Genomic DNA, 23,917 nt, shown 5'->3' on the forward strand with positions numbered 1-23,917 from the left:
GCCGGCGTCAGAGGACGACGCCGAGCCAGCTGCCGGCGCACCCGTGGCAGGCGCCGTGCACCGTCGCGGCCCGGTGCACCGGGCGCAGGCAGATCACGCAGTGGGTGAGCCGGCGCCGGGCCCGGCGCAGCAGCCCGTCACGCACCTGGCGGATGGCGAGCCCGGGGTCGCCGTCCGGGTCGTCGCAGCCGGGCAGGACCGGCACCTCGACGGCGTCGGCCGGGTCGAGCACCGGGAGGTGGCCGTCCCAGCGGGGCTCCGGTCGGGCGAGCAGCACCGGCCCCGACGGGTCGAACCCGAGCATCAGCTGCGGCGGCTCCCCCGCGACGAACCAGGCCACCGGGTCCGGCTCCGCGCCGGGTGGGAGGAGCCCCGCCGAACGCAGGTCCGCATCGGTCCAGCCGCCGCGTCGCAGGTCGGCCGGGGTGAGCCCGAAGTGCCGCAGCCCGTCGGTCGGCAGGTCGAGCTCACGCAGCTCCGCCGGGGACGGGACGTCCACGTAGACGGTGCCGCGCTCCCCCGGCGGCTCGGCGACGGGCGCGGTGTCGTGGCCGTCCGCGACGCGCCACGGGGCGGCGACGAGCACGGCGAGCACCCGCGGGTCGACGCGCAGGCGCCCGGCCACCTCCGCGGTGCGGTCCTCGGTCACCCGGTCTCCGATCCCTGCACCGACGATCCCTGCACCGACGATCCTGCACCGCCACGCGCGCCGGGGCGGCCCCGATGTCGGAGCCGCCCCGGTGTGGTGCGGTGTCGCTCAGCTGCAGCCGCTGGTGGAGCCGCAGCCCTCGCAGAGGTAGCAGGACCCGGCGGGGCGCATCTTCGTCCCGCAGGTCATGCACAGCGGGGCGTCGGCGGCCTTGCCCAGCCGCAGTTCGAGCAGCTCGGTGGAGCTGCCGACCTCGACCGGTGCGGGCTCGGCACCGGCCTCCTTGCGCTCCTCGATCGTCGGCACCGAGGAACGGAACTCCTCGATGTCGAGCTTCTCGCCGGTGCCGTAGTCGTTCTCGACCTGGGCGGACCGCTCGTCGGAGGAGAAGATGCCCAGCTGGGCGCGCTTCTCGTACGGCAGGTGGTCCAGCGCCAGGCGGCGGAACAGGTAGTCCAGCACCGAGGTCGCGATCCGCACGTCCGGGTCGTCGGTCATCCCGGCCGGCTCGAAGCGCAGGTTGGAGAACTTCGAGACGTAGAACTCCAGCGGGATGCCGTACTGCAGGCCCACCGAGATCGACATCGAGAAGGCGTCCATCACACCGGCCAGGGTCGAGCCCTGCTTGCCGAGCTTGACGAAGATCTCGCCGAGGCCGTCGTCGGGGTAGCTGCCGGCGGTGAGGTAGCCCTCGGCGCCGCCGACGGTGAACGACACGGTCTCGCTGGGCCGCTTCTTCGGCAGCCGCTTGCGGACCGGCCGCTGCTCGACGACCGTGACCTTCTCGGCCTCCGCGGTGTCACCGCCGGCCTTCTTGTCGCCGCCCTTGCCCGCGGACAGCGGCTGGCCGACCTTGCAGTTGTCGCGGTAGATCGCCAGGGCCTTGAGACCGAGGCGCCACCCCTCGAGGTAGATCCGCTCGACGTCCTCGACGGTCGCCCGCTCGGGCATGTTGACCGTCTTGGAGATGGCGCCGGACAGGAACGGCTGCGCGGCGGCCATCATGCGGACGTGGCCCATCGGGGCGATCGTCCGGTCGCCCATGGCGCAGTCGAACACCTCGTAGTGCTCGGGCTTCATGCCCGGGGCGTCGACGACGTGGCCGTGCTCGGCGACGTACTCGACGATCGCCTCGGCCTGCTCGGCCTGGTAGCCGAGGTTGTCCAGGGCCCGGCGCACCGACTGGTTGACGATCTGCATGGAGCCGCCGCCGACCAGCTTCTTGAACTTGACCAGCGCCAGGTCCGGCTCGATGCCGGTCGTGTCGCAGTCCATCATCAGGCCGATCGTGCCGGTCGGGGCCAGCACCGACGCCTGCGCGTTGCGCCAGCCGTTGACCTCACCGATGTCCTGGCACTGCTTCCAGACCTGGGTGGCGAGCTTCTGCACCGGGGTGCTGGAGGCGAAGGTGCGGATGCGGTCGTTCTCCGCGGCGTGCTTGCGGATGACCCGCTGGTGGGCCTCGGCGTTGCGGGCGTAGCCCTCGTACGGACCGACGACACCGGCGAGCTCGGCGGAGCGCTTGTACGCGGCACCGGTCATCAGCGAGGTGATGGACCCGGCGAGCGCGCGGCCGCCCTCGGAGTCGTACGCGTGGCCGGTCGCCATGAGCAGCGCGCCGAGGTTGGCGTAGCCGATGCCCAGCTGGCGGAACTTCCGGGTGGTGTCGGCGATCGGCTCGGTCGGGAAGTCCGCGAAGCAGATCGAGATGTCCATCGCGGTGATGATCAGCTCGACGGCCTTGGCGAAGGTCTCGGCGTCGACCCGGTCGTCGGAGTCGAGGAACTTCAGCAGGTTCAGCGACGCGAGGTTGCAGCTGGAGTTGTCCAGGTGCATGTACTCCGAGCACGGGTTCGACGCGCTGATGCGGCCGGACTCCGGGGTGGTGTGCCAGTCGTTGATCGTGCCGTCGTACTGGATGCCCGGGTCGGCGCAGTTCCAGGCCGCCTCGGCGATGCCGCGGAAGAGCTTGCGGGCGTCGACGCGCTCGATGACCTCACCGGTCATCCGGGCACGCAGACCGAAGTCGGTGCCCTCCTCGACCGCGCGCATGAACTCGTCGGTGACGCGGACGGAGTTGTTGGCGTTCTGGTACTGCACCGAGGTGATGTCGGAGCCGCCCAGGTCCATGTCGAAGCCGGCGTCGCGCAGGACGCGGACCTTGGCCTCCTCCTTGGCCTTGGTCTCGACGAACTCCTCGATGTCGGGGTGGTCGACGTCGAGGACGACCATCTTCGCCGCGCGCCGCGTGGCGCCGCCGGACTTGATGGTGCCCGCGGAGGCGTCGGCACCGCGCATGAACGAGACCGGGCCCGAGGCGGTGCCGCCCGAGGACAGCAGCTCCTTCGACGAGCGGATGCGCGAGAGGTTCAGGCCGGCACCGGAGCCGCCCTTGAAGATCAGGCCCTCCTCGCGGTACCAGTTCAGGATCGACTCCATGGTGTCGTCGACCGAGAGGATGAAGCAGGCGCTGACCTGCTGCGGGCTGGCGGTGCCGACGTTGAACCACACCGGCGAGTTGAAGCTGAACACCTGGTGGATCAGCATCCAGGTCAGCTCGTGGTCGAAGATCTCGGCGTCGCCCTCGGTGGCGAAGTAGCCGTGCTCGAGACCGGCCCGCTTGTAGGTGCCGACGACCCGCTCGACGAGCTGCTTCAGGCTCGACTCACGGGTGTCCGAGCCCACCGCGCCGCGGAAGTACTTGCTGGTGACGATGTTGGTGGCGTTGACCGACCAGCTGCGCGGGAACTCGACGCCGCGCTGCTCGAAGTTGACCGTGCCGTCGCGCCAGTTGGTCATGACGACGTCGCGGCGCTCCCACTCCACCTCCTCGTAGGGGTGGACCCCTTCGGTGGTGAAGACACGCTGGACGGTCAGGCCGGGCGCGCGCTTGGCGCCGGTCTTCCCGCGGCTGCGCGCCGGCTTGGTAGCCGCGCTCTCACCGGTGTCTGTCGTCGGGCCCCCGACGGTCTCGGTCATGCATGCCTCCGCACTTGTCACCGTGTACCACCCGCGCGCTGGGGTGCGCGGACGGTCTTCCCCTCCGGTACGACCTGCGACGACGGCCGGTACCGGTCGCCCCCTCGCGGGGTGCGCGCCGGACCCGTGCCGCCGAGCGGCTCACCCGTCCCGGTTGTGGCCGGCCTCGTCGTCGGCTGCTTCCCCGGCAGCCGCCGAACGCAGGTCGGCGATCTCCTTCTCGAAGTCCTCGATGGAGGAGAAGGAGCGATAGACGCTCGCAAATCTCAGGTACGCGACCTCGTCGAGCTCACGCAGCGGCCCGAGGATCGCCAGTCCGACCTCGTGGCTGGGAAGCTCCGCCGCCCCGCGTGCCCGCACGGTCTCCTCGACCCGGTGGGCGAGCTGCTGCAGGTCGTCCTCGTCGACCGGCCGGCCCTGGCACGCCCGCCGAACCCCGCTGACGACCTTCTGTCGACTGAAGGGCTCGGTCACCCCGCTGCGCTTGACGACGGCGAGCACGGCCTCCTCGACCGTGGTGAACCGGCGTCCGCACGAGGTGCAGGACCGGCGCCGACGGGTGCAGGTCCCGTCGTCGGCGGTCCGTGAGTCGATCACGCGGGAATCCGGGTGCCGGCAGAACGGGCAGCGCATGGACGCTCACACCCTCTCCCGTAACGTTCCGGAAACTCTCCGCAGCAATCCATCCCCCCAACCAGTGGCGGAACAACGTCAATGTAACCCCTACATCTAGGGGTCCGCCATCCCGGGGCCCACGCCGCGCCGAGCTTCGCCCGATCGGGATCCGAGCGTTGCACACCACGTTCCGCGACCGGCTCGTCGCCGACGATCATGGAGGGGGACATCGGCGCTGGTGGCGCCGAGGAACGTCACGCGCGGCGCCGTCCGTCGCGCCGCGGGGACCGCGACCGGCGGCCACCCGATGCGGGGACACGCCCTGCCGACGCGCCCGGCGGCTCACCGCCGACGATCCGGCGACATCCCGGCGACCGCCGCCCGACATCCGCGTGCCGGCCCGGCGCATGCCGTCACCCGATGCGACGCCGACACGGCGCCGGATCGCTCCACACCGTCACCGCACCGCCACCGCCGTGACCACGGTCGCCGCGCCGGCACCGCACCACGGCACGCCCGACCGGCTCCGCCCCGGGAGCCCGACACGTCGGCACCGCACCACTGCATGACCCGGGCCGGACACGCCGGCACCACTCCGGGCCACCGGCCCAGCCCACGAGACCGCACCGCGGCCCCGACACTCCTCAGCGCACGGCACCGACCGACGGCACGGCGGCCGCGGGGGCGTTCCAGCCCGCCGCCGCGTCGCCCAGCAGCCCGAGCGCCACCACCGCGGTCGTGGCGCACAGCAGCACCGCGACCCCGGTCAGGAACCGCTCCAGGCGCCCGCGGACCCGGCTGCGGGCCGGGCGGGGGCGGGCCGGGACCAGGCAACGCCGGTCCAGCGGACGGACCGTGCGCGGCGCCGGCACGGCCACCGACCGCGGACCGGACGGCGCCGCGACCCGGGCGGGCCGCACCAGGGTCGCCGTGGAGCCCGGCGCCGAGGTGGTGCAGCGGGGCGTCCGGACCGCGACGTTCGGACCACCGGTGACGCCACGCGGGACCGCCGGACCGACCGGTGCCGCGGTCCGGGCCGCACGCCCGTGAGCCGTCGGACCGTGAGCCGTCGGACCAGGCGCCGTCGGACCGGACGTCGGAACACCGGGCGCCGAGACACCAGGCACCGGGACACCAGGTACCGGGACACCAGGCACCGGGACACCAGGCACCGGGACACCAGGCACCGGGACACCAGGCACCGAGACACCGGCTGCCGAGACACCGGACGCCGTGGCGCGCCCGGAACGGGCGGCGGGGTGCCGCGCGACCGACTCGGTCAGTGCGCGCTCCCGTGCACCGTGGGCGGCCCACCGGTGCGCGGCGCGCGCGACGGCCGACGAGCCGGCACCGGCCGGACCGGCCACACCCTCCGCCGCCCGCACCCGCTCCCGGGCGGCGCGCCGGGCGCGCGAGGTGGGGGTGCCGGGCGCGGGGGCACCGGTCAGGCAGCCGACCGCGCCGTGGTCGCGGATCCGCTCGTCGAGCTCTCGCATGGTTCCTCCTGCCGTCGGACCGCCCGTCCCCCGGGCGGTCTCGTCTCCCCCGCTCCCGACCGGCCCTTCCCCGAGCCCGGTCGAACGGGCGTACGAGCGGTGTAGCACCCGACACCGACAACAACCGCGTCTCCGCAGGTCACCGCACGTGCCGGAGACGCTCTCAGCGTGGCGCGCCGACCGCGGGCGGCACGGCCGGGCCGTGGGCGGCGACGTCGGCGACCACCCCGAGCGCGACGACCGCGGCCGCCGAGGCCAGCAGGACACCCACCGCCGCCACCACGCGGCGCACGGGACCCGGCGTCGGCACGGGCCGCACCGCGCCGGCCGCGGTGCCGACCGGAGCCCGTCCGATGACCGTCATACCCCCGATGACCGCTGCGTCCACGATCGCCACCCCCACTGCCGTTCCCGCTGCCGGTCGCCCCGCGCGGCCGGACGGCGACGCGGACGGCATCCGATCGAACCAGACCGATCGAACCGGTGTTCGATCGAACGCCTGTGCGATGTTCTACCACCACGGCCCGACGGAATCCACGACACGCCCCGGGCGACTTCGAACGCATGTTTGGCGAACGGGCCCGCGACGGCTAGGGTCGTCGCCGTAAGTACCCCGAGGAGGCGAATGCGATGGCAGCGGACGACACCGGACACGGTGGTCCCGGCGTGACCGGCACCGCCGCGGACCGGGGATCCGCGACGGTCCGGGAGTTCCCCGACCCCGCGACCGACACCCGCGGCCTGACCCCGCGGCAGAAGAAGGTCCTGGCCGTCATCCGGGACTGGGTGGACCGGTACGGCTACCCGCCCAGCGTCCGCGAGATCGGTGACGCGGTAGGCCTCACGTCCACCTCGTCGGTGCACCACCAGCTCCGGACCCTGGAGCGCAAGGGCTTCCTCCGGCGCGACCCGAACCGCACCCGCGCGGTCGACGTCCGCAGCCCGGAGCAGATCGCCGGCACCGACGGGTCGGACTCCGACGCCGACACCGCCGAGCTGCGTTCCGCGCGGCCGGCGCCGGCGTTCGTGCCGCTCATCGGCGACATCGCCGCCGGTGGCCCGATCCTGGCCGAGCAGGCCGTGCAGAACGTGTTCCCGCTGCCGCGCGAGATCGTCGGCGAGGGCACGCTGTTCCTGCTCAACGTCAAGGGTGACTCGATGGTCGACGCCGCGATCACCGACGGCGACTGGGTCGTCGTGCGTCAGCAGCCGGTGGCCGAGCAGTGCGAGATCGTGGCCGCGATGATCGACGGCGAGGCGACGGTGAAGACGTTCCGCCGCAAGGACGGGCACATCTGGCTGATGCCGGCGAACGACGCCTACGACCCGATCCCGGGTGACGACGCGTCGATCCTCGGCCGCGTCGTGGCGGTCCTGCGCCGCCTCTGACCTCCTCGGCGGCGCCCGGTTCCCGCGGTCAGCGGGACCGGCGGCGCCGTCCGTGCAGGGACATCGCGACGGCACCGGTCACCAGCAGCACCGCGAGCACCGCCGCCCCGCCCGCGGCGGGCAGCCACGACGGGTACGTGCGGTACTCCGGCACCTCGGCGGGCTGGGCCACGACCGGTGCCCGTGGGCCGGTCGCCGCGGGCACCGCGCCCGGGACGACGGTGATCGCCGCCGCGGTCGGGCCCCGGGCCTCGCTGCCGGAGTGCAATGCACCCCGGCCGTCCGGGGCGATCGCCTCGCCCTGGGCCTCGTCCGGCAACGGCACCGGCAGTGGTGCCCCGCCCAGCGCCGCGACCAGCACGTCGGCCGTCGCCGGTCCGCCGACGGGCAGCGGGAACACCCACGCGTCGGTGTAGGTCCGCAGCACGGCGGCGCGTCCGCCGTCGGCCCCGGTCGGTGAGACCCCGCCGCCGGTGATCGTGCGGGATCCGGCAGCCCCGAGCGGCCCGCCACCGGTGCCCGACCAGGGCAGCACGACCTGTGCCACCCGACGCAGCGGGACCGGGCCCCCGCCCTCGCGCAGCGGTGCGTCGGGTCGGTACACCCCGGCGGCCCCGGTGGTCTTGTCCACCAGCAGGGGCACGCCGTCGTCGCCGACCAGCAGCGCCTCGACGTCGCGCGGACCGTCCGGATAGTCCAGGTCGTACACGCGTGGCGGCCCGGCCGGGGGCAGCACGACGAGCCGGACCGAGCCACGCTGTGCCCCGTTGTCACCGGTGTCGGCGAGCCAGAGATCCCCGCCCGGCCCGAGCCCGAGGTCCTCGACGTCGGTGACCGGGACGTCGGCCTGCCGGGTTCCGGTGACTGCGCAGCCGGACGGGTCCAGGGTGAACGTCCGCGCGGTCCCCCCGCCGTCGACGATCGCGTGGTACCGCTGCGGGGCTCCGCCGGGCGGGCCCTGCGCGACCAGCCCGGACAGCTCCGCCAGCCGCGGATCGTCGACGGTGCAGACCGGGTGCGCCCCGGGCGGCGGCGCGGCCGCACCCGTGAGCGCACCGGCCAGGCAGAGGACAGTGGTCAGGCAGACGACAATGGTCAGGCGGCGGGCCACGACCCCCGGACGCGGCCGCCCACCCGGCCGCCCATTCAGTGGCCCGCTGCCGTCGCCGGCAGGTCGGCGCCGGTCCCGATCGGGACGGCAGAGCCCGCCACCGCGAACGGCAGCACCGCGGTGCCCAGCTCCGGCTTCACCCGCGCCCGGATCCGGGTGCCGTCGGCGGTGTGGGACTCGGCGAGGATCTCGCCGTCGTCGTGCAGCCGCGCGACCAGCGCACCCTCGGTGTAGGGCAGCAGGAGGTCGACCTCGTAGTCCGGGCGCGGCAGGCGCTCGGCGATGTGCTCGCGGAGCCGGTCGATCCCGGTGCCGCTGTGTGCCGAGACGAACACGGCGTCCGGCTGGGCGTGCCGCAGCCGGGCCAGCGCGAGGTCACCGGCCGCGTCGATCTTGTTGATCACGAGCAGCTCGGGGGGCATCGTGTCGCCCGCGGCCTCCCCCACCTCGACGAGCACCTGACGGACCGCGGCGATCTGGTCGTCGGGCAGCGGGTCGGACCCGTCGACGACGTGCACCAGCAGGTCGGCCCGGGCGGCCTCCTCCAGCGTGGAGCGGAACGCCTCGACGAGCTGGTGCGGCAGGTGCCGCACGAACCCGACGGTGTCGGTGAGGGTGTAGTCGTGCCCGTCGGGCGTCTGTGCCTTGCGGGTGGTCGGGTCCAGCGTCGCGAACAACGCGTCCTGCACCAGAACCCCGGCGTCGGTGAGCTGGTTGAGCAGGCTCGACTTGCCCGCGTTGGTGTAGCCGACGATCGCGACCGAGGGGATCTCGTTGCGGCGACGGCTGCCGCGCTGGGTCTCGCGGACCTGGCGCATCGCACCGATCTCGCGGCGCAGCTTCGACATCCGCGCGCGGATGCGGCGCCGATCCAGCTCGATCTTCGTCTCACCGGGGCCACGGCCACCGATACCGACGCCGCCCGCGGCCCGGCCACCGACCTGCCGGGACAGCGCCTCACCCCAGCCGCGCAGCCGCGGCAGCAGGTAGGACAGCTGCGCGAGCTCGACCTGGGCCTTGCCGTCCCGGGAGCGGGCGTGCTGGGCGAAGATGTCGAGGATCAGCGCGGTCCGGTCGATGACCTTGACCTTGAGCCGCTCCTCCAGCTGACGGAGCTGGCCGGGTGACAGCTCGCCGTCGCAGATCACGGTGTCGGCGCCGGTGGCGCGGACGACCCCGAGCAGCTCCTCGACCTTGCCGGAGCCGATGAACGTGGCCGGGTCCGGGCTGGAGCGGCGCTGCACGAGGCCGTCCATCACCTCGGAACCGGCGGTCTCGGCGAGGCGGGCCAGCTCGGTCATCGAGTTGTCGGCCTGCTCGGCCGTGCCCTCGGTCCAGACACCGACGAGCACGACCCGCTCCAGCTGGAGCTTGCGGTACTCGACCTCGGTGATGTCGGTGAGCTCGGTGGACAGCCCGTGGATCCGGCGCAGCGACGTGCGCTCCTCCAGGTCGAGCTCGCCACCCGTCGGAACCGGGTTCGACGTGGAAGGGGTCACGGAGGGGTGCGTGTGGGCATCAGTCATCTTGCCCCCATCCTCCCACGTCGCGGGACTCGTGTCCGCCCCGATTCGCGGGCCTCAGGCGGGAGCGTCCCACCACGCACGGTCCAGCTCGCCGGAGGCGAGCAGCACCGCGGGGCCGTGCAGCGTCGTGGGCCCGGTCCGCTCGTCGGTGCCGGCCTCCACCGTCACCCGCAGCAACCCGCCCGGAACGGTGACCTGCACGTCCCCGGCGGTGTGCCCGGCGTGCCGCAGCGCGGCCACGGCGGCCGCGACGGTCCCGGTGCCGCAGGAGCGGGTCTCCCCCACACCGCGTTCGTGCACCCGCATCCGGATGCGGCCGCCGTCGGCGGGGCCGTCCAGCGGGGTCAGGAACTCGACGTTCACCCCGTTCGGGAACAGCGCCGGGTCGTAGGAGGGCGCGCGGGTCAGGTCGAGGGTGTCCGGGTCGGCCGCGGTGACGCAGGCCAGGTGCGGGTTCCCGACGTCGAGGGCGATGCCGTCGAAGCGCGCGTCGCCGCTGGTGGCGACCGACGCCGGGCCGACGCCGACCGTCCCGAGCCCGACCGAGACCCCGTCCGGCCCGACGGCGGTGTCGAGCACCCCGTTGCGGGTGCCGACCGGGCCACCCGTGGCCCAGCCGCGCTCGTGCAGGTAGCGGGCGAACACACGCAGGCCGTTGCCGCACATCTCGGCGAGCGAGCCGTCGGCGTTGCGGTAGTCCATGAACCACTCGACGCCGTCGACGGGCTCCCCGACGCCGGGCTCACCGGCGAGCTTCGCCCAGCGCACGACCCGCAGCACCCCGTCCGCGCCGAGGCCGCGGCGGCGGTCGCACACCGCGGAGACCCGGGCCGGGGTGAGGTCGAGCGCGGCGTCCGGGTCGGGCAGCACCACGAAGTCGTTCTGCGTGCCGTGCCCCTTGCTGAACGCGATGCCGCCGGTCATGCCACCAGCCTACGAGCGAGCACCGCACGCGCCGAGGCCACCAGGTCCGGGTCGGCGCCGTCGAGCCAGTGGATGCGCCGGTCCCGGCGGAACCAGGAGCGCTGGCGGCGCACGAACCGCCGGGTCGCGCGGACCGTCTCCTCCCGGACGACGGCGAGGTCGGGGTGGTCGGGGTCGCGGTCGAGGGCCTCGATCACCTGCCGGTAGCCCAGCGCGCGGGACGCGGTGCGGCCGTGGGCGAGCCCGCGCGGGAGCAGCGCGCGGGTCTCGTCGACCAGGCCGTCGTCGAGCATCCGGTCCACCCGCAGCGCGACCCGCTCGTCGAGCTCGGCGACGTCGCGGTCCACGCCGAGCAGCACGGCGTCGTAGCGGGGGACGCCGGCACCGGGCAGGGTCGCGCGGAACGGCCTGCCGGTCAGTGCGATCACCTCCAGCGCGCGGACGATCCGCCGGCCGTTCGAGGGCAGCACCTGCTCGGCGGCGACCGGGTCGGCCGCGGCGAGGCGGGCGTGCAGCGCGCCGGACCCGTCACGTTCCAGCTCGGCCTCCAGCTCGGCGCGCAGCTCCGGGTCGGTGCCGGGGAACTCCAGCTCGTCGAGCACGGCCTGCACGTAGAGCCCCGAGCCGCCGACCAGCACCGGGGTGCGCCCGGCGGCGCGCAGCTCCTCGATGACCGCGCGGGCCGCCCGCTGGTAGGCCGCGACCGAGGCGGTCTCGGTGACGTCGAGGACGTCGAGCTGGTGGTGGACGACGCCGCGCCGCTCGTGCGGGGCGAGCTTCGCGGTGCCGATGTCCAGACCGCGGTAGAGCTGCATGGCGTCGGCGTTGACGACGTCGCCGTCCAGCGCCAGTGCCAGCTCCAGGCCCAGGTCCGACTTCCCGGTCGCGGTCGGCCCGACGACGGCGACCAGCGGCGGTGCGGCCGGTGCCGGCGCGGCCGGCGGTGGTGCAGCCGGTGGTGGCGCGCTCACGCCGGTTCCCACAGCGCCACGTGGTAGGCGACGCCGTAGGGCATCGAGGTGTGCCGGTGCGCCGCCGTCCAGGAGCGCCCGCGCGCGGCACCGGCCAGCACCTGCCACGGCGCGCGGCCCGAGGCCCAGAGCGCGGCGGCGCCGTCCGGGTCGAGCCGGGCGAGCGGCTCGGGATCACCGGCGTCGAACGCGGCGGCGACGACGGCGTCGAACGCTTCGGCCCGGCCGTCGAACCCGCCGGGGGCCTTCGCGGTGTGCTTGGCCGCGCCGTCACCGACGACGAGCAGCCCCACCCCCTCGCCGGCCAGCTCGGCGCCCAGCGCCAGGCAGTCCGCGACCGGGGTGTCCGGTGCGACGAGCTCGCCGCGCGCCGAGCCGACCCCGGCCGGGGCCGCCCAGGCCGCGACCAGCAGCGGCAGCGGCAGCTCGGCGCCCTCGTCCGGACCGGCCGGGCCGGGCAGCGCGACGGGGACGTCGCGGCCGTAGCCGGCGAAGGTGCCGCGGGTGCCCGGGTCCACGGTGCGCCGCCCGCCGGGGTCGGCGCCGACGACGACCCAGCGCTGGGCCGCCGCGGCGAGACCCGTCACCGCGGCGACGACGGCCTCGCGCAGCCCCTCGGTCTCGACCGCCGCGTCGCCGCTCAGGGCGGGGACGAGGAGCGGGGGCTGGGGCAGGACGGCGATCGCGGCGGGCACGGGCTCCGAGGGTAATCAGCGCCCGCGGCCACGACTCCCGTACCCGGCCGGAGGGCACGCGGTTCCCCCGAGGGCGGTGGACCTGCTTGAATCGCCGTTCCGGCCTCCGCACCGCGCGAGGATCCGGTGCGCGCACGGCCCCGGACGGACGTCCGCACGGGGCGCCCGCCCCGCGGCGGGCCGAACGAGGAGGACCTACCGGTGTCCGAGACCCACGCGACCGACGCTGCAGGACAGGGTGCCGAGCCCACCCGGCCCACCCCGCCGAAGCCGGGGCCGCCCCGGCCCGGACCGCCGCCCGCCGCCCGACCCGTGCCCACCCCGGCCGCGGTCGCACCACCCGCACCGCCCGCCGCCCTGCCGTCCCCGGTGCCCTCCGCGGCAGACGACCCGGGCCGCTGGGGCCGCGCCGACGACGACGGCACCATCACCCTGGTCACCGCCGACGGCGAGCGGGTCGTCGGCTCCTACCAGGCCGGGCCGCCCGCCGAGGGCCTGGAGCACTACGCGAAGCGGTTCGACGCGCTGGTCACCGAGACCGAGGTGCTCGCCGCGCGGATCGCCGGCGGCGGGGATGCGAAGGCGTCACTGACCGCGCTGACCGCGCTGCGCGACGGCCTCGACTCCGCGCACGTGGTCGGGGACGTGCCCGCCCTGCGCACGCGGCTCGACGAGCTGGTCGGCCTCGCCGAGCAGGGCGTCAGCGCGGCGAAGGAGGAGCGCGAGCGCGCCCGGCACGACGCCGTCGCCCGCAAGGAGGCGCTCGCCGTCGAGGCCGAGAAGATGGCCGTGGACTCCACCCAGTGGAAGCAGGCCGGGGACCGGTACAAGGCGATCCTCGACGAGTGGCGCACCATCCGCGGCGTCGACAAGAAGACCGACGAGCAGCTGTGGAAGCGCTTCTCGAAGGCCCGCGAGGCGTTCAACCGGCGGCGCGGCTCCCACTTCGCCGACCTCGACCGCCAGCGGGTCACCGCGAAGGCCCGCAAGGAGGAGCTCGTCGCGCAGGCCGAGGCCCTCGCCGACTCCGACGAGTGGAACGCGACCGCGGCCGCCTACCGCGACCTGATGACCGAGTGGAAGGCGGCGGGCCGCGCCCACCGCGAGGCCGACGACGCACTGTGGGCCCGCTTCCGCGGCGCGCAGGACCGCTTCTTCGCCCGCCGCGGCGAGCACTTCTCCGCCCGCGACACCGAGTTCGCCGAGAACGCCGAGGCGAAGCGGGCGCTGCTCGCCGAGGCCGAGACGATCGACCTGTCCGACCCGGACGGCGCACGGGCCCGGCTGCGCGAGATCCAGGAGCGCTGGGAGGCCATCGGCAAGGTCCCGCGCGAGGAGATCCGCACCTTGGAGGGACGGCTGCGCGGGATCGAGGACAAGGTCGCCGCCGCCGCGGACGCGCAGTGGCGCCGCACCGACCCCGAGACCCAGGCACGCGTCGAGCAGTTCCGGGCGCGGGTCGAGCAGTTCGAGGCGCAGGCGGAGAAGGCCGGGGCGGCCGGTGACCGCAGGCGCGCCGAGCAGGCCCGCGCGCAGGCGGCACAGTGGCGGGAGTGGCTCACCGCCGCCGAGCAGGCGGTCGACGAGCGGTAGGGGGTCAGTCGCGCTGCAGCGCGGCGCCCGCCCACACGAAGGTCAGCAGCACCACGGCGACCACGCCGAGGACCATCCCGAACCCGGGCCCGGCCTCGGCGCCGGTCTGCTGCGACCAGATCGCCCACAGCCCGTTCACCGAGGAGATCCCGCAGCCGAAGGCCGCGAACCACGCGAGTGCCCACAGCCGGGTCAGCAGCGCCGCGGCCGACACCACGACGGCGAACCCGGTCATCGTGAACGAGAACAGCGTCGGGAGCGGCCCGGAGGTGCCCGAGGACAGCACCTGCCAGCCCGGGGTGCCCGCCACCCACGGCAGCAGCAGCGCGGCGACCGCGGCGACGATCGCCACCGCGATCAGCATGGCGCGCGAGCCGGGGTCGATCCGGCGGGCGACGCCGCGCCCGGCCCGGTCGATCTCGGCGCGGGTCTGCGGGGACACGTCGCTCATCGGGGACCTCCGGTGGTGGCGGGGACGCCGCAGGACGGCGCGGCGGGAGCCGGCTCGGACGCCGGAGCGCCGAACGCCGGCAGCCCCAGCGTGGTGGGTGCCCCGGACGGGCGCTCGCCGGCCTCGGCGGCGTCGCCGGCGCGGGTGCGGCGGTGGGTGAGCACGCCGCCGTCGGCGACGAGGTGGTGCGGGGCGCCCCGGTCGATCCGGACGGTGACGACGTCCCCGGGCCGGATGCCGGTCGCGGTACCGGGGGCGAAGTGCACCAGCCGCCCGTCCCGGGCACGACCGGTGAGGCGGGCGGTCGCCGCGTCCTTGCGGCCCTCGCCGGTGGACACCAGCAGCTCCACCACCGTGCCCTCCTGCGTGCGGTTCTCCTCCCAGGAGATCCGCTCCTGCAGCGCGACGAGGCGCTCGTAGCGCTCCTGCACGACGGCCTTGGGCAGCTGGTCGGGCAGGTCCGCGGCCGGGGTGCCGGGCCGCTTCGAGTACTGGAAGGTGAACGCCGCGGCGAACCGGGCCCGCTCGACGACGTCGAGGGTGTCGGCGAAGTCCTGCTCGGTCTCGCCCGGGAACCCGACGATGATGTCGGTGGTGATCGCCGCGTGCGGGATCGACTCCCGCACCTCGGCCAGGATCGAGAGGAACCGCTCCGAGCGGTAGCTGCGACGCATCCGGCGCAGGACGTCGTCGGAGCCGGACTGCAGGGGCATGTGCAGCTGCGGGCAGACGTTCGGGGTCTGCGCCATCGCGGCGATGACGTCGGAGGTGAAGTCGCGCGGGTGCGGGCTGGTGAACCGCACCCGCTCCAGCCCCTCGACCTCGCCGCAGGCCCGCAGGAGCTTCGAGAACGCCTGCCTGTCACCCATGTCCGAGCCGTAGGCGTTCACGTTCTGCCCGAGCAGGGTCACCTCCAGCACGCCGTCGGCGGCGAGGGTCTGCACCTCGGCGAGCACGTCGCCGGGGCGGCGGTCGCGCTCCTTGCCGCGCAGCGACGGCACGATGCAGAACGTGCAGGTGTTGTTGCAGCCCACCGAGATCGACACCCAGCCGGCGTAGGCGGAGTCGCGGCGCGCGGGCAGCGTCGAGGGGAACACCTCGAGCGCCTCGGCGATCTCGACCTGGGCCTCGTCGTTGTGCCGGGCGCGCTCCAGCAGGGTCGGCAGTGCGTGCACGTTGTGCGTGCCGAACACGACGTCGACCCACGGCGCCCGCCGGGTGATCGTGTCGCGATCCTTCTGGGCCAGGCAACCGCCGACGGCGATCTGCATGTCCGGGTTGGCGACCTTGCGCGGGCGCAGGTGCCCGAGGTTGCCGTAGAGCTTGTTGTCCGCGTTCTCCCGCACCGCGCAGGTGTTGAACACGACGACGTCGGCGGTGTCGGGGTCCTCGGCCCGGGCGTACCCGGCGTCCTCCAGCAGACCTGCCATCCGCTCCGAGTCGTGCACGTTCATCTGGCACCCGTAGGTGCGCACGGTGTAGCTGCGGCTCACACACCCGAGGGTAGGCGCCCCGGCGAACGGCGCCGGGACGGGGCCGTCGGGGATGATGGCCCGATGCACCGGTCCGGTCCCCCGCTGACGCGGCGCGCCCTGCTGGGTGCGGGCGTCGTACTGGGTGCGGGGGCGGTGCTCCCGGGCTGCACCGGACCGCGGCCCGCCGAGCCGCTGGTGATCGCGGGCGGGGTGCAGCCGGGGGTGTACATCAACCTCGCGCGCACGCTGTCCGAGATCTGGCACGAACGCCTCGGGCTCCCCGCCGCCCCCCGGGTGCTGGAGACCGCGGGCAGCGCACAGAACATGGAGCTGCTGACCGACGGGCGGGCGGCGGTCGCGATCAGCCAGGTCGACGTGGCCGCCGACGTCGCCGCGCGCGTCACCGGCCCGACCGAGCCCCGCGCACTGGCCCGGCTCTACGACGACGTCACCCACCTCGTCGTGCGTGCCGACTCCGGCCTGCGCAGCATCGCCGACCTGCGCGGACGACGGGTGTCGATCGGCCCGGGCGGCAGCGGCTACCAGCCGATCGCGATCCGGCTGCTCGACGTCGCCGGGATCGGTGTCGCGGGCCTGGGCACCCGCGCGGAGCTGGGGCTGCCGGACGCGGCGACGGCGCTGGTCGAGGGCCGTCTCGACGCGTTCTTCTGGTCCGGCGGGGTGCCCACCGACGGCGTGCGGGAGCTGGCCGCCCGGGTCCCGATCCGGCTGCTGGAGCTCGGCGGGGTGCTCGACCGGATGCGCGAGCGGTACCCCGTCTACTCCGTGGCGACGGTCCCGGCGAACACCTACGGGCTGCCCGGCCCGGTGTCGTGCCTGTCGGTGCGCAACGCGCTGCTGGTCACCGAGGGGATGGACGCCGACCTGGCCCGCGCGCTGATCCGGGCGGCCTTCGACGAGCAGCCCCGGCTGACGCAGGCCAGCCCGGCCGCGGTGACCGTCGACTCGCGCTCGGCCATCGGCACCCAGCCGATCCCGCTGCACGAGGGCGCCGTCGAGTTCTACCGGGCCACCAAGGGCTACTGACCTCGCTGACCTCGCTGACCCCGCGCGGACAGGTCGAGCACCGTCTTCCCCGTCGCGTGCCCGTCCTCCACCCGCGCCAGGGCCTGTGCCGCCCGGTCGAAGGGGTACACCGCCGTGACGTGCGGGTCGAGGACGCCCTGCACCATCAGCGCCGCGACCCGCTCCAGGGTCCGGCGGTCGGTGTGGCGCTCCACGACGACGCCGCCGACCTCACCGACCGTGGGGTCCCCGACCGAGACCACGGCCCGTGGCGTGGCGGCGAGCGGTGCGACGGCACGCAGCGACGCGCCGCCCACGAGGTCCACGACGCCGTCGAAGCCGCCGGGGGCGAACGCGCGCAGCCGGTCGATCGCACCGGGCGCGCGGTGGTCCACGAACACCGCCCCGGTCCCGGTGACGACGTCGCGCTTGGTCACGCCCGCGGTACCGATCACCTCGAGCCCACCGGCGCGGGCCAGCTGGGCGACGGCCAGCCCCACGCCCCCGCCGATCCCGTTGACCAGCAACCGGCCACCGCGCGGCAGTGCCAGCTGGTCGACGACGTCGAGCGCGGTGGTCCCGGCGACCGGCACGGTGGCCGCCCACTCGTCGGACAGCGCGTCCGGCGTTCGGGCCGTGGCCGAGCCGAGCAGCAACGTGTCGGTGGCGTAGGTCCCGGCGCCGGTGAGGGCGAACCCGAACGCCCTGTCCCCGACCGCGAGGCCCGTCACGGCGGTCCCGACCGCCGTGACCACCCCCGCGGCCTCCATCCCGAGGACCTGGGGGAACGGGAGGTGCCCGTTGATCATCGGCACCCCGCCGGCGCGCAGGACGTGGTCGAGGGGGTTGACCCCGGCGACGGCGACGGCGAGCGCGACCTCGTGCGCACCCGGCACCGGGGCGGGGCGGTCGAGGAACTCCTGGACGTCGGGGCCGCCGAAGGCGCGGTATCCGTATGCGTTGACCACGCCGGCACGCTATGACCTGCCACCGGTGTCAGGTTCCAGTGATCGTGTCCCAGGTCACCGGTCGGCGGACCCGGCCGGGCGCGCGGCGGCGAGGGCGGCCCGGTGCTCGCTGTTCCCGGCCATGAGGCGTTCCAGGGCGTCGACGGCGGTCCCGAGGGTCCCCATCGCCTCGCGCAGCCGGTCCCGCTCACGGGCCATCGTCGCGAAGGCGTCCTCGGCGGTCCGCAGGCTCGGGGTGTCCACGCACGGCAGCAGCCGGGCGATCGTGCGGCTCGACAGGCCGGCGTCGAACAGCGTCCGCAGCAGGGCGACGCGCTCGACCTCCGGTGTCCCGTACTCCCGCTGGCCGCCGCTGCCGCGGGTCGGGGCGAGGAGACCCTGCTGCTCGTAGTAGCGCAGCATGCGTGCGCTCACGCCGGTGCGTTCCGCGAGCTCGCCGATCCGCATTCCTCACACGTCCTCTCCGGGGGCCGGGGGTCGGTCACGCACCGCGGAGGGCGCGGGCCGCAGCCACAGTGTGACCCGGAGCCCGCCGCCGGGTGCGTCGCTCAGCTGCAGGCTCCCGCCGGCCGCGGCCGCGGTCCGCACCGCGATGGCCAGGCCGAGCCCGCTGCCCTCGACGTTGGCCTGCCCGGGTGCCCGCCAGAACCGGTCGGTGGCGCGCGCCCGGTCCTCGCGCGCGAGGCCGGGGCCGCCGTCGACGACGCTGACCCCGATCCGGTCGGCGGTGCGCAGCGTCGCGACCCGCACCCGTCGCCCGGGCGGTGTGTACTTGAGCGCGTTGTCCAGCAGCGCGTCGAGCACCGACTCCAGCGCGGGCTCGCCGATCAGGGCGTGCAGGCCGCGTGGGCCGCTGCGGCGCAGCTCGATCCCGGAGTGCTCGGCGAGCGGCCGCCAGTTGTCCACCCGTTCGGCGACGACGACGTCGAGGTCGGTGTCCTCGGCGACGCCCGGGTCCTCCACCGCGCGCTCGGCGCGGGCCAGCGCGAGCAGTCCGTCGAGCACCCGGGACAGTCGCTCGGCCTCCTCCATCGCCGCGAGGTGGTCGTCGGCGGCGGCCGGGTCGACGTGCCCGTCGAGGTTGGACAGCCGCAGCCGCAGCGCGGTGAGCGGGTTGCGCAGCTGGTGGGAGGCGTCGGCGACGAACGCGCGCTGGGCGCCGAGCGCCTCGCGCACCGTCTCGGTCATCCGGTCGAACGACTCGGCCAGCGAGCGCAGCTCCGGCGGGCCGCTGCGCCGCGACGGCGGACCGGGCGGCCCCCCGGCGAGGACGGCCGTCCCGACCCGGTCCATCGCCTCGTCGAGCCGGCGGACCGGGCGCAGCACCCAGGCGGTCAGCGGCAGCGCGACCAGGATCCCGGCGAGCAGCGCGAACACCGCGGCCCCGGCGATCAGCGACCAGGTGCGCACCGCCTCGGCCCGCAGGGCGTCGGTCGGGGACACCGTCACCACCGCGCCGACGACCTCGCCGTCGACGAGTACCGGCTCGGCCAGCACCAGCGGCCGGTCGTCCCACGGCATGAGCAGCGGGTAGGTCGAGGAGCGGCGCCCGGCGAGCGCGACCTCGGTCCGGTCGACGGCGTAGTCGCCCAGCTCGGGCAGCCGGTCGGCCGGGCGGGAGGCGGTCACCGTGCGCCCCGTCCGGTCGAGGACGAGCACCGCGACGCCGTAGACGTCGTCGTAGCGGGTGATCTCGTCGGTGAACGTGGCGAGCGCGGAGCTGCCCGCGGGGGTCTCGATGAGCGGGCGCTGGGCGGTGGAGGCGAAGGAGATGGTGTCGGTGAGGCGGTCGGTGAAGACCTCCTCCTGGGCCCGCTGGGCGGCGGTCCAGGCCAGCGGGACGCCCAGCCCGGCGGCGAGCAGCCCGACGAGCACGAGCACGACCAGCAGCAGCCGGCTGCGCACGTCGCCGTTCCCCTCTCAGTCCTCGGTGGCGGCGAAGCGGTACCCGACGCCGCGGACGGTCCGCACCAGCTCGGGGCGGCCGAGCTTGGTCCGCAGGGTCGCCACGTGCACGTCGAGGGTCCGGTTCGCGCCCGCCCAGCCGCGCCCCCACACCTCGGCGACGATCTGGGCGCGGGTGCAGACGGCGCCGTCGGCGCGGGCGAGCAGGGACAGCACCTGGAACTCCTTGCGGGTGAGCACCACCTGCTCCCCGGCGACGGTGACCTCGTACCGCTCGGGGTCGACGCGGACGTCGCCGACGGTCACCGGGGCCGACCCGGCCGGGACGACGGTGCCGTCGTCGCCGATCTTGCGGCGGCGCTGCACCGCGTGCACCCGGGCCACGAGCTCCCCGATGTCGTAGGGCTTGACCAGGTAGTCGTCGGCGCCGGTGTGCAGCCCGGCGATGCGGTCGGTGACCTCGCCGCGAGCGGTCACCATCAGCACCGGGACCTCGGAGACGGCGCGGATCGCCCGGCAGACGTCGAGCCCGTCGGCGTCGGGCAGCCCCAGGTCGAGCAGCACGACGTCGACGCCGTCGAGGTGGTCCACAGCGCCGCGGCCGTGGTCCAGGCGGGTCGTGGTCATCCCGTGCCGGTGCAGTGCCGGGCGCAGCGCGGCGGCGACCCGGTCGTCGTCCTCGATCAGCAGGATGTGCACCGGTGGCCGCCCTTTCCGTTACGTGGCCGAGACCCTAAAGGTTCCTCAAGGTGGTGGACTCGCATGTCCGTTCCGTCCAGGCTCTCGCCATGTCCGGAGGCAGCATGACCAGCCCGCCCGCGTCCAGCACACCCATGGTGCGGATGGCCGGGGTGCAGAAGCACTTCGGCGACCTCCACGTGCTGCGCGACATCGATCTGGACGTCGCCCGTGGGGAGGTCGTCGTCGTCCTCGGCCCCTCCGGTTCCGGCAAGTCCACACTCTGCCGCACGATCAACCGGCTCGAGCCGATCGACACCGGCACGATCGAGATCGACGGCACCGCGCTGGCGGCGGAGGGCAAGGCGCTGGCCGCCCTGCGCGCCGACGTCGGCATGGTCTTCCAGTCGTTCAACCTGTTCGCGCACAAGACGATCCTGGAGAACGTCACCCTCGCACCGCTGAAGGTGCGCGGGGTGTCCAAGGCCGAGGCCGAGAAGACTGGTCTGGCGCTGCTGGAGCGTGTCGGCATCGCCAACCAGCGCGACAAGTACCCGGCGCAGCTGTCCGGCGGCCAGCAGCAGCGCGCGGCGATCGCCCGCGCGCTGGCCATGAAGCCGAAGGTGATGCTCTTCGACGAGCCGACCTCGGCGCTCGACCCGGAGATGGTCAACGAGGTGCTCGACACCATGACCTCGCTGGCCAAGGAGGGCATGACGATGGTCGTCGTGACCCACGAGATGGGCTTCGCCCGCCGGGCCGCGCACCGCGTCGTGTTCATGAGCGACGGCGAGATCGTCGAGGACGCGACCCCGGACGAGTTCTTCACCGCCCCGCGCAGCGACCGTGCCAAGGACTTCCTCGGCAAGATCCTCTCGCACTGAGGACGCCTTCCACCACCACCCCCCGACGAGCGGAGCGAACCGTGAAGAGAACCCGCATCCTGGTGGCGGCCGCCCTGGCCGCCACCCTCGCCCTGGCCGGCTGCGGCCGCGAGGGCACACCCGGCGCCGAGAGCTCGGGCTACCAGCCGACCGTCGCGCAGAACGTGACCGTCGAGGGCTCCCCCACGTTCGACGCCATGAAGCAGCGCGGCCGCGTCGTGATCGGTGTCAAGGACGACCAGCCGAACCTGGGCTTCCGCGACGCCACCACCAACGAGTTCTCCGGGTTCGACATCGACATCGCCCGGATGGTCGCGGGCGGTCTCGGCTTCTCCCCCGAGCAGATCGAGTACAAGGTCATCCCGTCGGCGGCCCGCGAGGACAACATCGAGCGCGGCGACGTCGACTACTACGTCGGCACCTACACGATCAACGACAAGCGCAAGCAGCGCGTCGGGTTCGCCGGGCCGTACTACGTCGCGGGCCAGAGCCTGCTCGTGCGTGCCGACGACAACACGATCACCGGCCCGCAGACGCTGCAGGGCAAGCGGGTCTGCTCGGTCACCGGCTCCACCCCGATCCAGCGGGTGAAGGACCAGAAGCTCACCGACCAGGTCGTGGAGTTCCAGACCTACACCCAGTGCGTCGACCAGCTGATCAACAACCAGGTCGACGCCGTCACCACCGACGACGCGATCCTGCTCGGCTACGCCGCGCAGAACCCGGAGCAGCTGAAGGTCGTCGGGGAGAAGTTCTCCTCCGAGCCCTACGGCATCGGCGTCCCGAAGGCCGACACCGCGCTCCGCAACAAGATCAACGACCTGCTGCAGGCCGCGATCGACGACGGCACCTGGAAGACCATCTACGACGGCACCCTGGGCAAGTCCGGTACCCAGGCCCAGCCGCCGGCCATCGAGCGCTACTGATCCCGACCGCGGCCCGGTGGGGCGGTGACCTCGTCACCACTCCGCCGGGCCGCGTCGGGTCCAGACACGTCGGGACCAGAGAAAGGAGAGCCGCCCGGTGGATGTCCTGCTGGACAACCTCGACCTCTACGTCGGCGGGTTCGCCGGCACGATCGGCCTCTTCGTCGTCGCCGCGATCGGATCGCTGCTGCTGGGCACGCTGATCGCGGGCATGCGGGTCAGCCCCGTCCCCGCGCTGCGTGCCTTCGGCACCGGCTACGTGCAGATCCTGCGGAACACCCCGCTGACGCTGGTGCTGTTCTTCTTCGCGTTCGCCTACCCACGGCTCGAGCTCGTCCAGCTCAGCTTCTTCGCGCTCGCGAGCGTCGGCCTGAGCCTCTACACCGCCGCGTTCGTGTGCGAGGTCGTGCGGTCGGGCATCAACACGGTCCCGGTCGGGCAGGCGGAGGCGTCGCGGGCGCTGGGCTTCACCTTCACCCAGACCCTCGGCCAGGTGGTGCTCCCGCAGGCGGTGCGCGCCACCGTCCCGCCGATGACGAACATCCAGATCGCGCTGCTGAAGAACACCACGATCGCGTCCGGCTTCTCGGTGTTCCAGGCCGGCGGCATCTACCAGAACCTCTCCGAGCGCGGCTACAACGTGCTCGTCGGGCTGCTGTGGGTGGCGCTGATCTTCGTGATCCTGGTGGCCCCGCTGACCTGGGTCCAGCGCCGCCTCGACGCCCGCTGGGGGGTGGCCCGATGAGCTCGGTCCTCTACGACATCCCGGGCCCCGCGGCCCGCGCCCGCAACCGCACGATCGGCGTCGTCGGGGTCGCGGTGATCCTGGCGGCCCTCGGGTTCGTCCTCTACCGCTTCTGGGCCACCGGCCAGTTCAGCGGCCGGATGTGGGACTGGATCACCTACGAGGCGATCCAGGTCCGCATCCTCGACGGGCTGTGGAACACCGTCCGTGCCTTCCTCGTCGCGGCGGTCCTGTCGCTGGTGTTCGGGGCGGTGTTCGCCGCCGGACGGCTGTCGGACCACGCCTGGGTCCGGGTCCCGTGCACGGTGGTCGTGGAGTTCTTCCGCGCCGTCCCGCTGCTGGTCCTGATCTTCATCATGTACTACGGGATGTCGCAGGGCGCGGGCATCGAGATCTCCGCGTTCTGGGCCGTCGTGCTCGGCCTGATGCTCTACAACGGCTCGGTGCTCGCCGAGGTGTTCCGCGCCGGGATCAACGCGGTCCCGCGCGGACAGAGCGAGGCCGCCTACGCCCTGGGGCTGCGCAAGACCCAGGTGATGTCCTCGGTGCTGCTCCCGCAGGCGGTCCGGTCGATGCTGCCGACGATCCTGTCGCAGCTGGTGGTGGTCCTCAAGGACACCGCGCTCGGCTTCCTGATCCTCTACGAGGAGCTGCTGCTCGTGGCCCGCCAGCTCGGCAGCCAGGTGCAGCTCGGATCGCCGATCCTGCAGGTCGCGCTGGTCGTCGCGGTCCTCTACATCGGGCTGTGCCTGATCCTGACCGGCCTGTCGCGGCTGGTGGAGAAGCGGCTGTCGCAGGGGCCGCGCAAGGCCACCCCGCAGGCCGCTCCGACGCCGGCACCCGCCGGCGGCGCCCCGGTCTGAGCCCCGGTGCCCGGGCCCGGGAGGACACCTCGTCCTCCCGGGCCCGTC

Annotated in this window: 23 protein-coding genes; 7 read left to right on the forward strand and 16 right to left on the reverse strand. The window is 74.2% G+C overall.

Annotated elements, in window-relative coordinates; all coding sequences use genetic code 11:
* Positions 1–7 precede the first annotated feature (7 nt).
* The 5 genes from Ae505Ps2_RS26990 to Ae505Ps2_RS27010 all read right to left on the reverse strand — a co-directional run bounded on the left by Ae505Ps2_RS26990 (position 8) and on the right by Ae505Ps2_RS27010 (position 6,127).
* Complete coding sequence (locus tag Ae505Ps2_RS26990) at positions 8–649, reverse strand: hypothetical protein (protein WP_075554106.1); 642 nt, start codon at positions 647–649, stop codon at positions 8–10.
* Between the two features lie 108 nt (positions 650–757).
* Positions 758–3,628: a vitamin B12-dependent ribonucleotide reductase gene (locus tag Ae505Ps2_RS26995; RefSeq protein ID WP_075311137.1), complete on the reverse strand. Its 2,871-nt coding sequence runs from the start codon at positions 3,626–3,628 to the stop codon at positions 758–760.
* A 141-nt stretch (positions 3,629–3,769) separates the two neighbouring features.
* Positions 3,770–4,261, reverse strand: a complete 492-nt coding sequence (nrdR, locus tag Ae505Ps2_RS27000) for a transcriptional regulator NrdR (RefSeq protein WP_020623044.1) — start codon at positions 4,259–4,261, stop codon at positions 3,770–3,772.
* A 626-nt stretch (positions 4,262–4,887) separates the two neighbouring features.
* On the reverse strand, positions 4,888–5,739 hold the full coding sequence (locus Ae505Ps2_RS32205) for a hypothetical protein (protein ID WP_075554107.1): 852 nt from the start codon (positions 5,737–5,739) through the stop codon (positions 4,888–4,890).
* A gap of 163 nt (positions 5,740–5,902) precedes the next feature.
* The gene (locus Ae505Ps2_RS27010) at positions 5,903–6,127 is read right to left on the reverse strand and encodes a hypothetical protein (RefSeq protein WP_139318963.1); all 225 of its coding nucleotides are present in this window, start codon (positions 6,125–6,127) and stop codon (positions 5,903–5,905) included.
* Positions 6,128–6,369: 242 nt separating this feature from the next.
* Between Ae505Ps2_RS27010 and lexA the strand changes: the two genes are divergently transcribed.
* Positions 6,370–7,128: a transcriptional repressor LexA gene (gene lexA, locus Ae505Ps2_RS27015; protein ID WP_075554108.1), complete on the forward strand. Its 759-nt coding sequence runs from the start codon at positions 6,370–6,372 to the stop codon at positions 7,126–7,128.
* Positions 7,129–7,156: 28 nt separating this feature from the next.
* On the opposite strand, the gene Ae505Ps2_RS31465 is transcribed toward lexA, so the two are convergent.
* The 5 genes from Ae505Ps2_RS31465 to Ae505Ps2_RS27040 all read right to left on the reverse strand — a co-directional run bounded on the left by Ae505Ps2_RS31465 (position 7,157) and on the right by Ae505Ps2_RS27040 (position 12,355).
* Positions 7,157–8,239, reverse strand: a complete 1,083-nt coding sequence (locus Ae505Ps2_RS31465; protein WP_075333659.1) for a hypothetical protein — start codon at positions 8,237–8,239, stop codon at positions 7,157–7,159.
* Positions 8,240–8,274: 35 nt separating this feature from the next.
* Positions 8,275–9,738 carry a GTPase HflX gene (gene hflX / locus Ae505Ps2_RS27025; protein WP_233147622.1) on the reverse strand — a complete coding sequence of 488 codons (1,464 nt, stop codon included), beginning with the start codon at positions 9,736–9,738 and terminating at the stop codon, positions 8,275–8,277.
* Between the two features lie 81 nt (positions 9,739–9,819).
* Complete coding sequence (gene dapF / locus Ae505Ps2_RS27030; protein ID WP_020624396.1) at positions 9,820–10,689, reverse strand: diaminopimelate epimerase; 870 nt, start codon at positions 10,687–10,689, stop codon at positions 9,820–9,822.
* The gene (miaA, locus tag Ae505Ps2_RS27035; RefSeq protein WP_075312984.1) at positions 10,686–11,600 is read right to left on the reverse strand and encodes a tRNA (adenosine(37)-N6)-dimethylallyltransferase MiaA; all 915 of its coding nucleotides are present in this window, start codon (positions 11,598–11,600) and stop codon (positions 10,686–10,688) included. Before miaA ends, dapF begins: the two co-directional genes overlap by 4 nt.
* Positions 11,601–11,656: 56 nt before the next feature.
* Positions 11,657–12,355 carry a hypothetical protein gene (locus Ae505Ps2_RS27040; RefSeq protein ID WP_075311127.1) on the reverse strand — a complete coding sequence of 233 codons (699 nt, stop codon included), beginning with the start codon at positions 12,353–12,355 and terminating at the stop codon, positions 11,657–11,659.
* 312 nt (positions 12,356–12,667) lie between these two features.
* On the opposite strand from Ae505Ps2_RS27040, the gene Ae505Ps2_RS27045 reads away from it, so the two are divergent.
* Positions 12,668–13,948, forward strand: a complete 1,281-nt coding sequence (locus Ae505Ps2_RS27045; protein ID WP_075312982.1) for a DUF349 domain-containing protein — start codon at positions 12,668–12,670, stop codon at positions 13,946–13,948.
* 4 nt (positions 13,949–13,952) lie between these two features.
* Here Ae505Ps2_RS27045 and Ae505Ps2_RS27050 read toward each other — a convergent pair whose 3' ends face one another.
* A complete protein-coding gene (locus Ae505Ps2_RS27050; RefSeq protein ID WP_075311125.1) occupies positions 13,953–14,399 on the reverse strand; it encodes a hypothetical protein in 447 nt (148 codons plus the stop codon).
* A complete protein-coding gene (gene miaB / locus Ae505Ps2_RS27055; protein ID WP_075311123.1) occupies positions 14,396–15,892 on the reverse strand; it encodes a tRNA (N6-isopentenyl adenosine(37)-C2)-methylthiotransferase MiaB in 1,497 nt (498 codons plus the stop codon). The genes Ae505Ps2_RS27050 and miaB overlap by 4 nt, the downstream gene beginning before the upstream one ends.
* Before the next feature lie 63 nt (positions 15,893–15,955).
* On the opposite strand from miaB, the gene Ae505Ps2_RS27060 reads away from it, so the two are divergent.
* A complete protein-coding gene (locus Ae505Ps2_RS27060; RefSeq protein ID WP_075311121.1) occupies positions 15,956–16,921 on the forward strand; it encodes a TAXI family TRAP transporter solute-binding subunit in 966 nt (321 codons plus the stop codon).
* Here the strand turns inward: Ae505Ps2_RS27060 and Ae505Ps2_RS27065 are convergent.
* Genes Ae505Ps2_RS27065 through Ae505Ps2_RS27080 form a run of 4 tightly spaced genes read right to left on the reverse strand, consistent with a single transcriptional unit; the run spans position 16,915 to position 20,472 of the window.
* On the reverse strand, positions 16,915–17,868 hold the full coding sequence (locus Ae505Ps2_RS27065; RefSeq protein WP_075311119.1) for an NADP-dependent oxidoreductase: 954 nt from the start codon (positions 17,866–17,868) through the stop codon (positions 16,915–16,917). The two genes, Ae505Ps2_RS27060 and Ae505Ps2_RS27065, sit on opposite strands and share 7 nt — an antisense overlap.
* 54 nt (positions 17,869–17,922) lie before the next feature.
* Positions 17,923–18,315 (reverse strand): MerR family transcriptional regulator, encoded by a 393-nt coding sequence (locus tag Ae505Ps2_RS27070; RefSeq protein ID WP_075311117.1) that lies wholly within the window; start codon positions 18,313–18,315, stop codon positions 17,923–17,925.
* 3 nt (positions 18,316–18,318) lie between these two features.
* The gene (locus Ae505Ps2_RS27075) at positions 18,319–19,773 is read right to left on the reverse strand and encodes a HAMP domain-containing sensor histidine kinase (RefSeq protein WP_075311115.1); all 1,455 of its coding nucleotides are present in this window, start codon (positions 19,771–19,773) and stop codon (positions 18,319–18,321) included.
* A 15-nt stretch (positions 19,774–19,788) separates the two neighbouring features.
* Positions 19,789–20,472 (reverse strand): response regulator transcription factor, encoded by a 684-nt coding sequence (locus Ae505Ps2_RS27080; RefSeq protein ID WP_075311113.1) that lies wholly within the window; start codon positions 20,470–20,472, stop codon positions 19,789–19,791.
* Between the two features lie 134 nt (positions 20,473–20,606).
* Here Ae505Ps2_RS27080 and Ae505Ps2_RS27085 point away from each other — a divergent pair, with 134 nt between their 5' ends.
* From Ae505Ps2_RS27085 to Ae505Ps2_RS27100, 4 genes are all read left to right on the forward strand, one after another.
* Positions 20,607–21,335 (forward strand): amino acid ABC transporter ATP-binding protein, encoded by a 729-nt coding sequence (locus Ae505Ps2_RS27085; RefSeq protein WP_020622568.1) that lies wholly within the window; start codon positions 20,607–20,609, stop codon positions 21,333–21,335.
* A gap of 41 nt (positions 21,336–21,376) precedes the next feature.
* On the forward strand, positions 21,377–22,261 hold the full coding sequence (locus Ae505Ps2_RS27090) for a glutamate ABC transporter substrate-binding protein (RefSeq protein WP_043276813.1): 885 nt from the start codon (positions 21,377–21,379) through the stop codon (positions 22,259–22,261).
* A 97-nt stretch (positions 22,262–22,358) separates the two neighbouring features.
* A complete protein-coding gene (locus tag Ae505Ps2_RS27095) occupies positions 22,359–23,006 on the forward strand; it encodes an amino acid ABC transporter permease (RefSeq protein WP_020622570.1) in 648 nt (215 codons plus the stop codon).
* Entirely contained in the window at positions 23,003–23,869 is an 867-nt protein-coding gene (locus Ae505Ps2_RS27100; RefSeq protein WP_075311105.1) for an amino acid ABC transporter permease, read from the forward strand. Before Ae505Ps2_RS27095 ends, Ae505Ps2_RS27100 begins: the two co-directional genes overlap by 4 nt.
* Positions 23,870–23,917 lie beyond the last annotated feature (48 nt).

Origin of the sequence: Pseudonocardia sp. Ae505_Ps2, assembly GCF_001932425.1 — a bacterium.
GTDB lineage: Bacteria > Actinomycetota > Actinomycetes > Mycobacteriales > Pseudonocardiaceae > Pseudonocardia.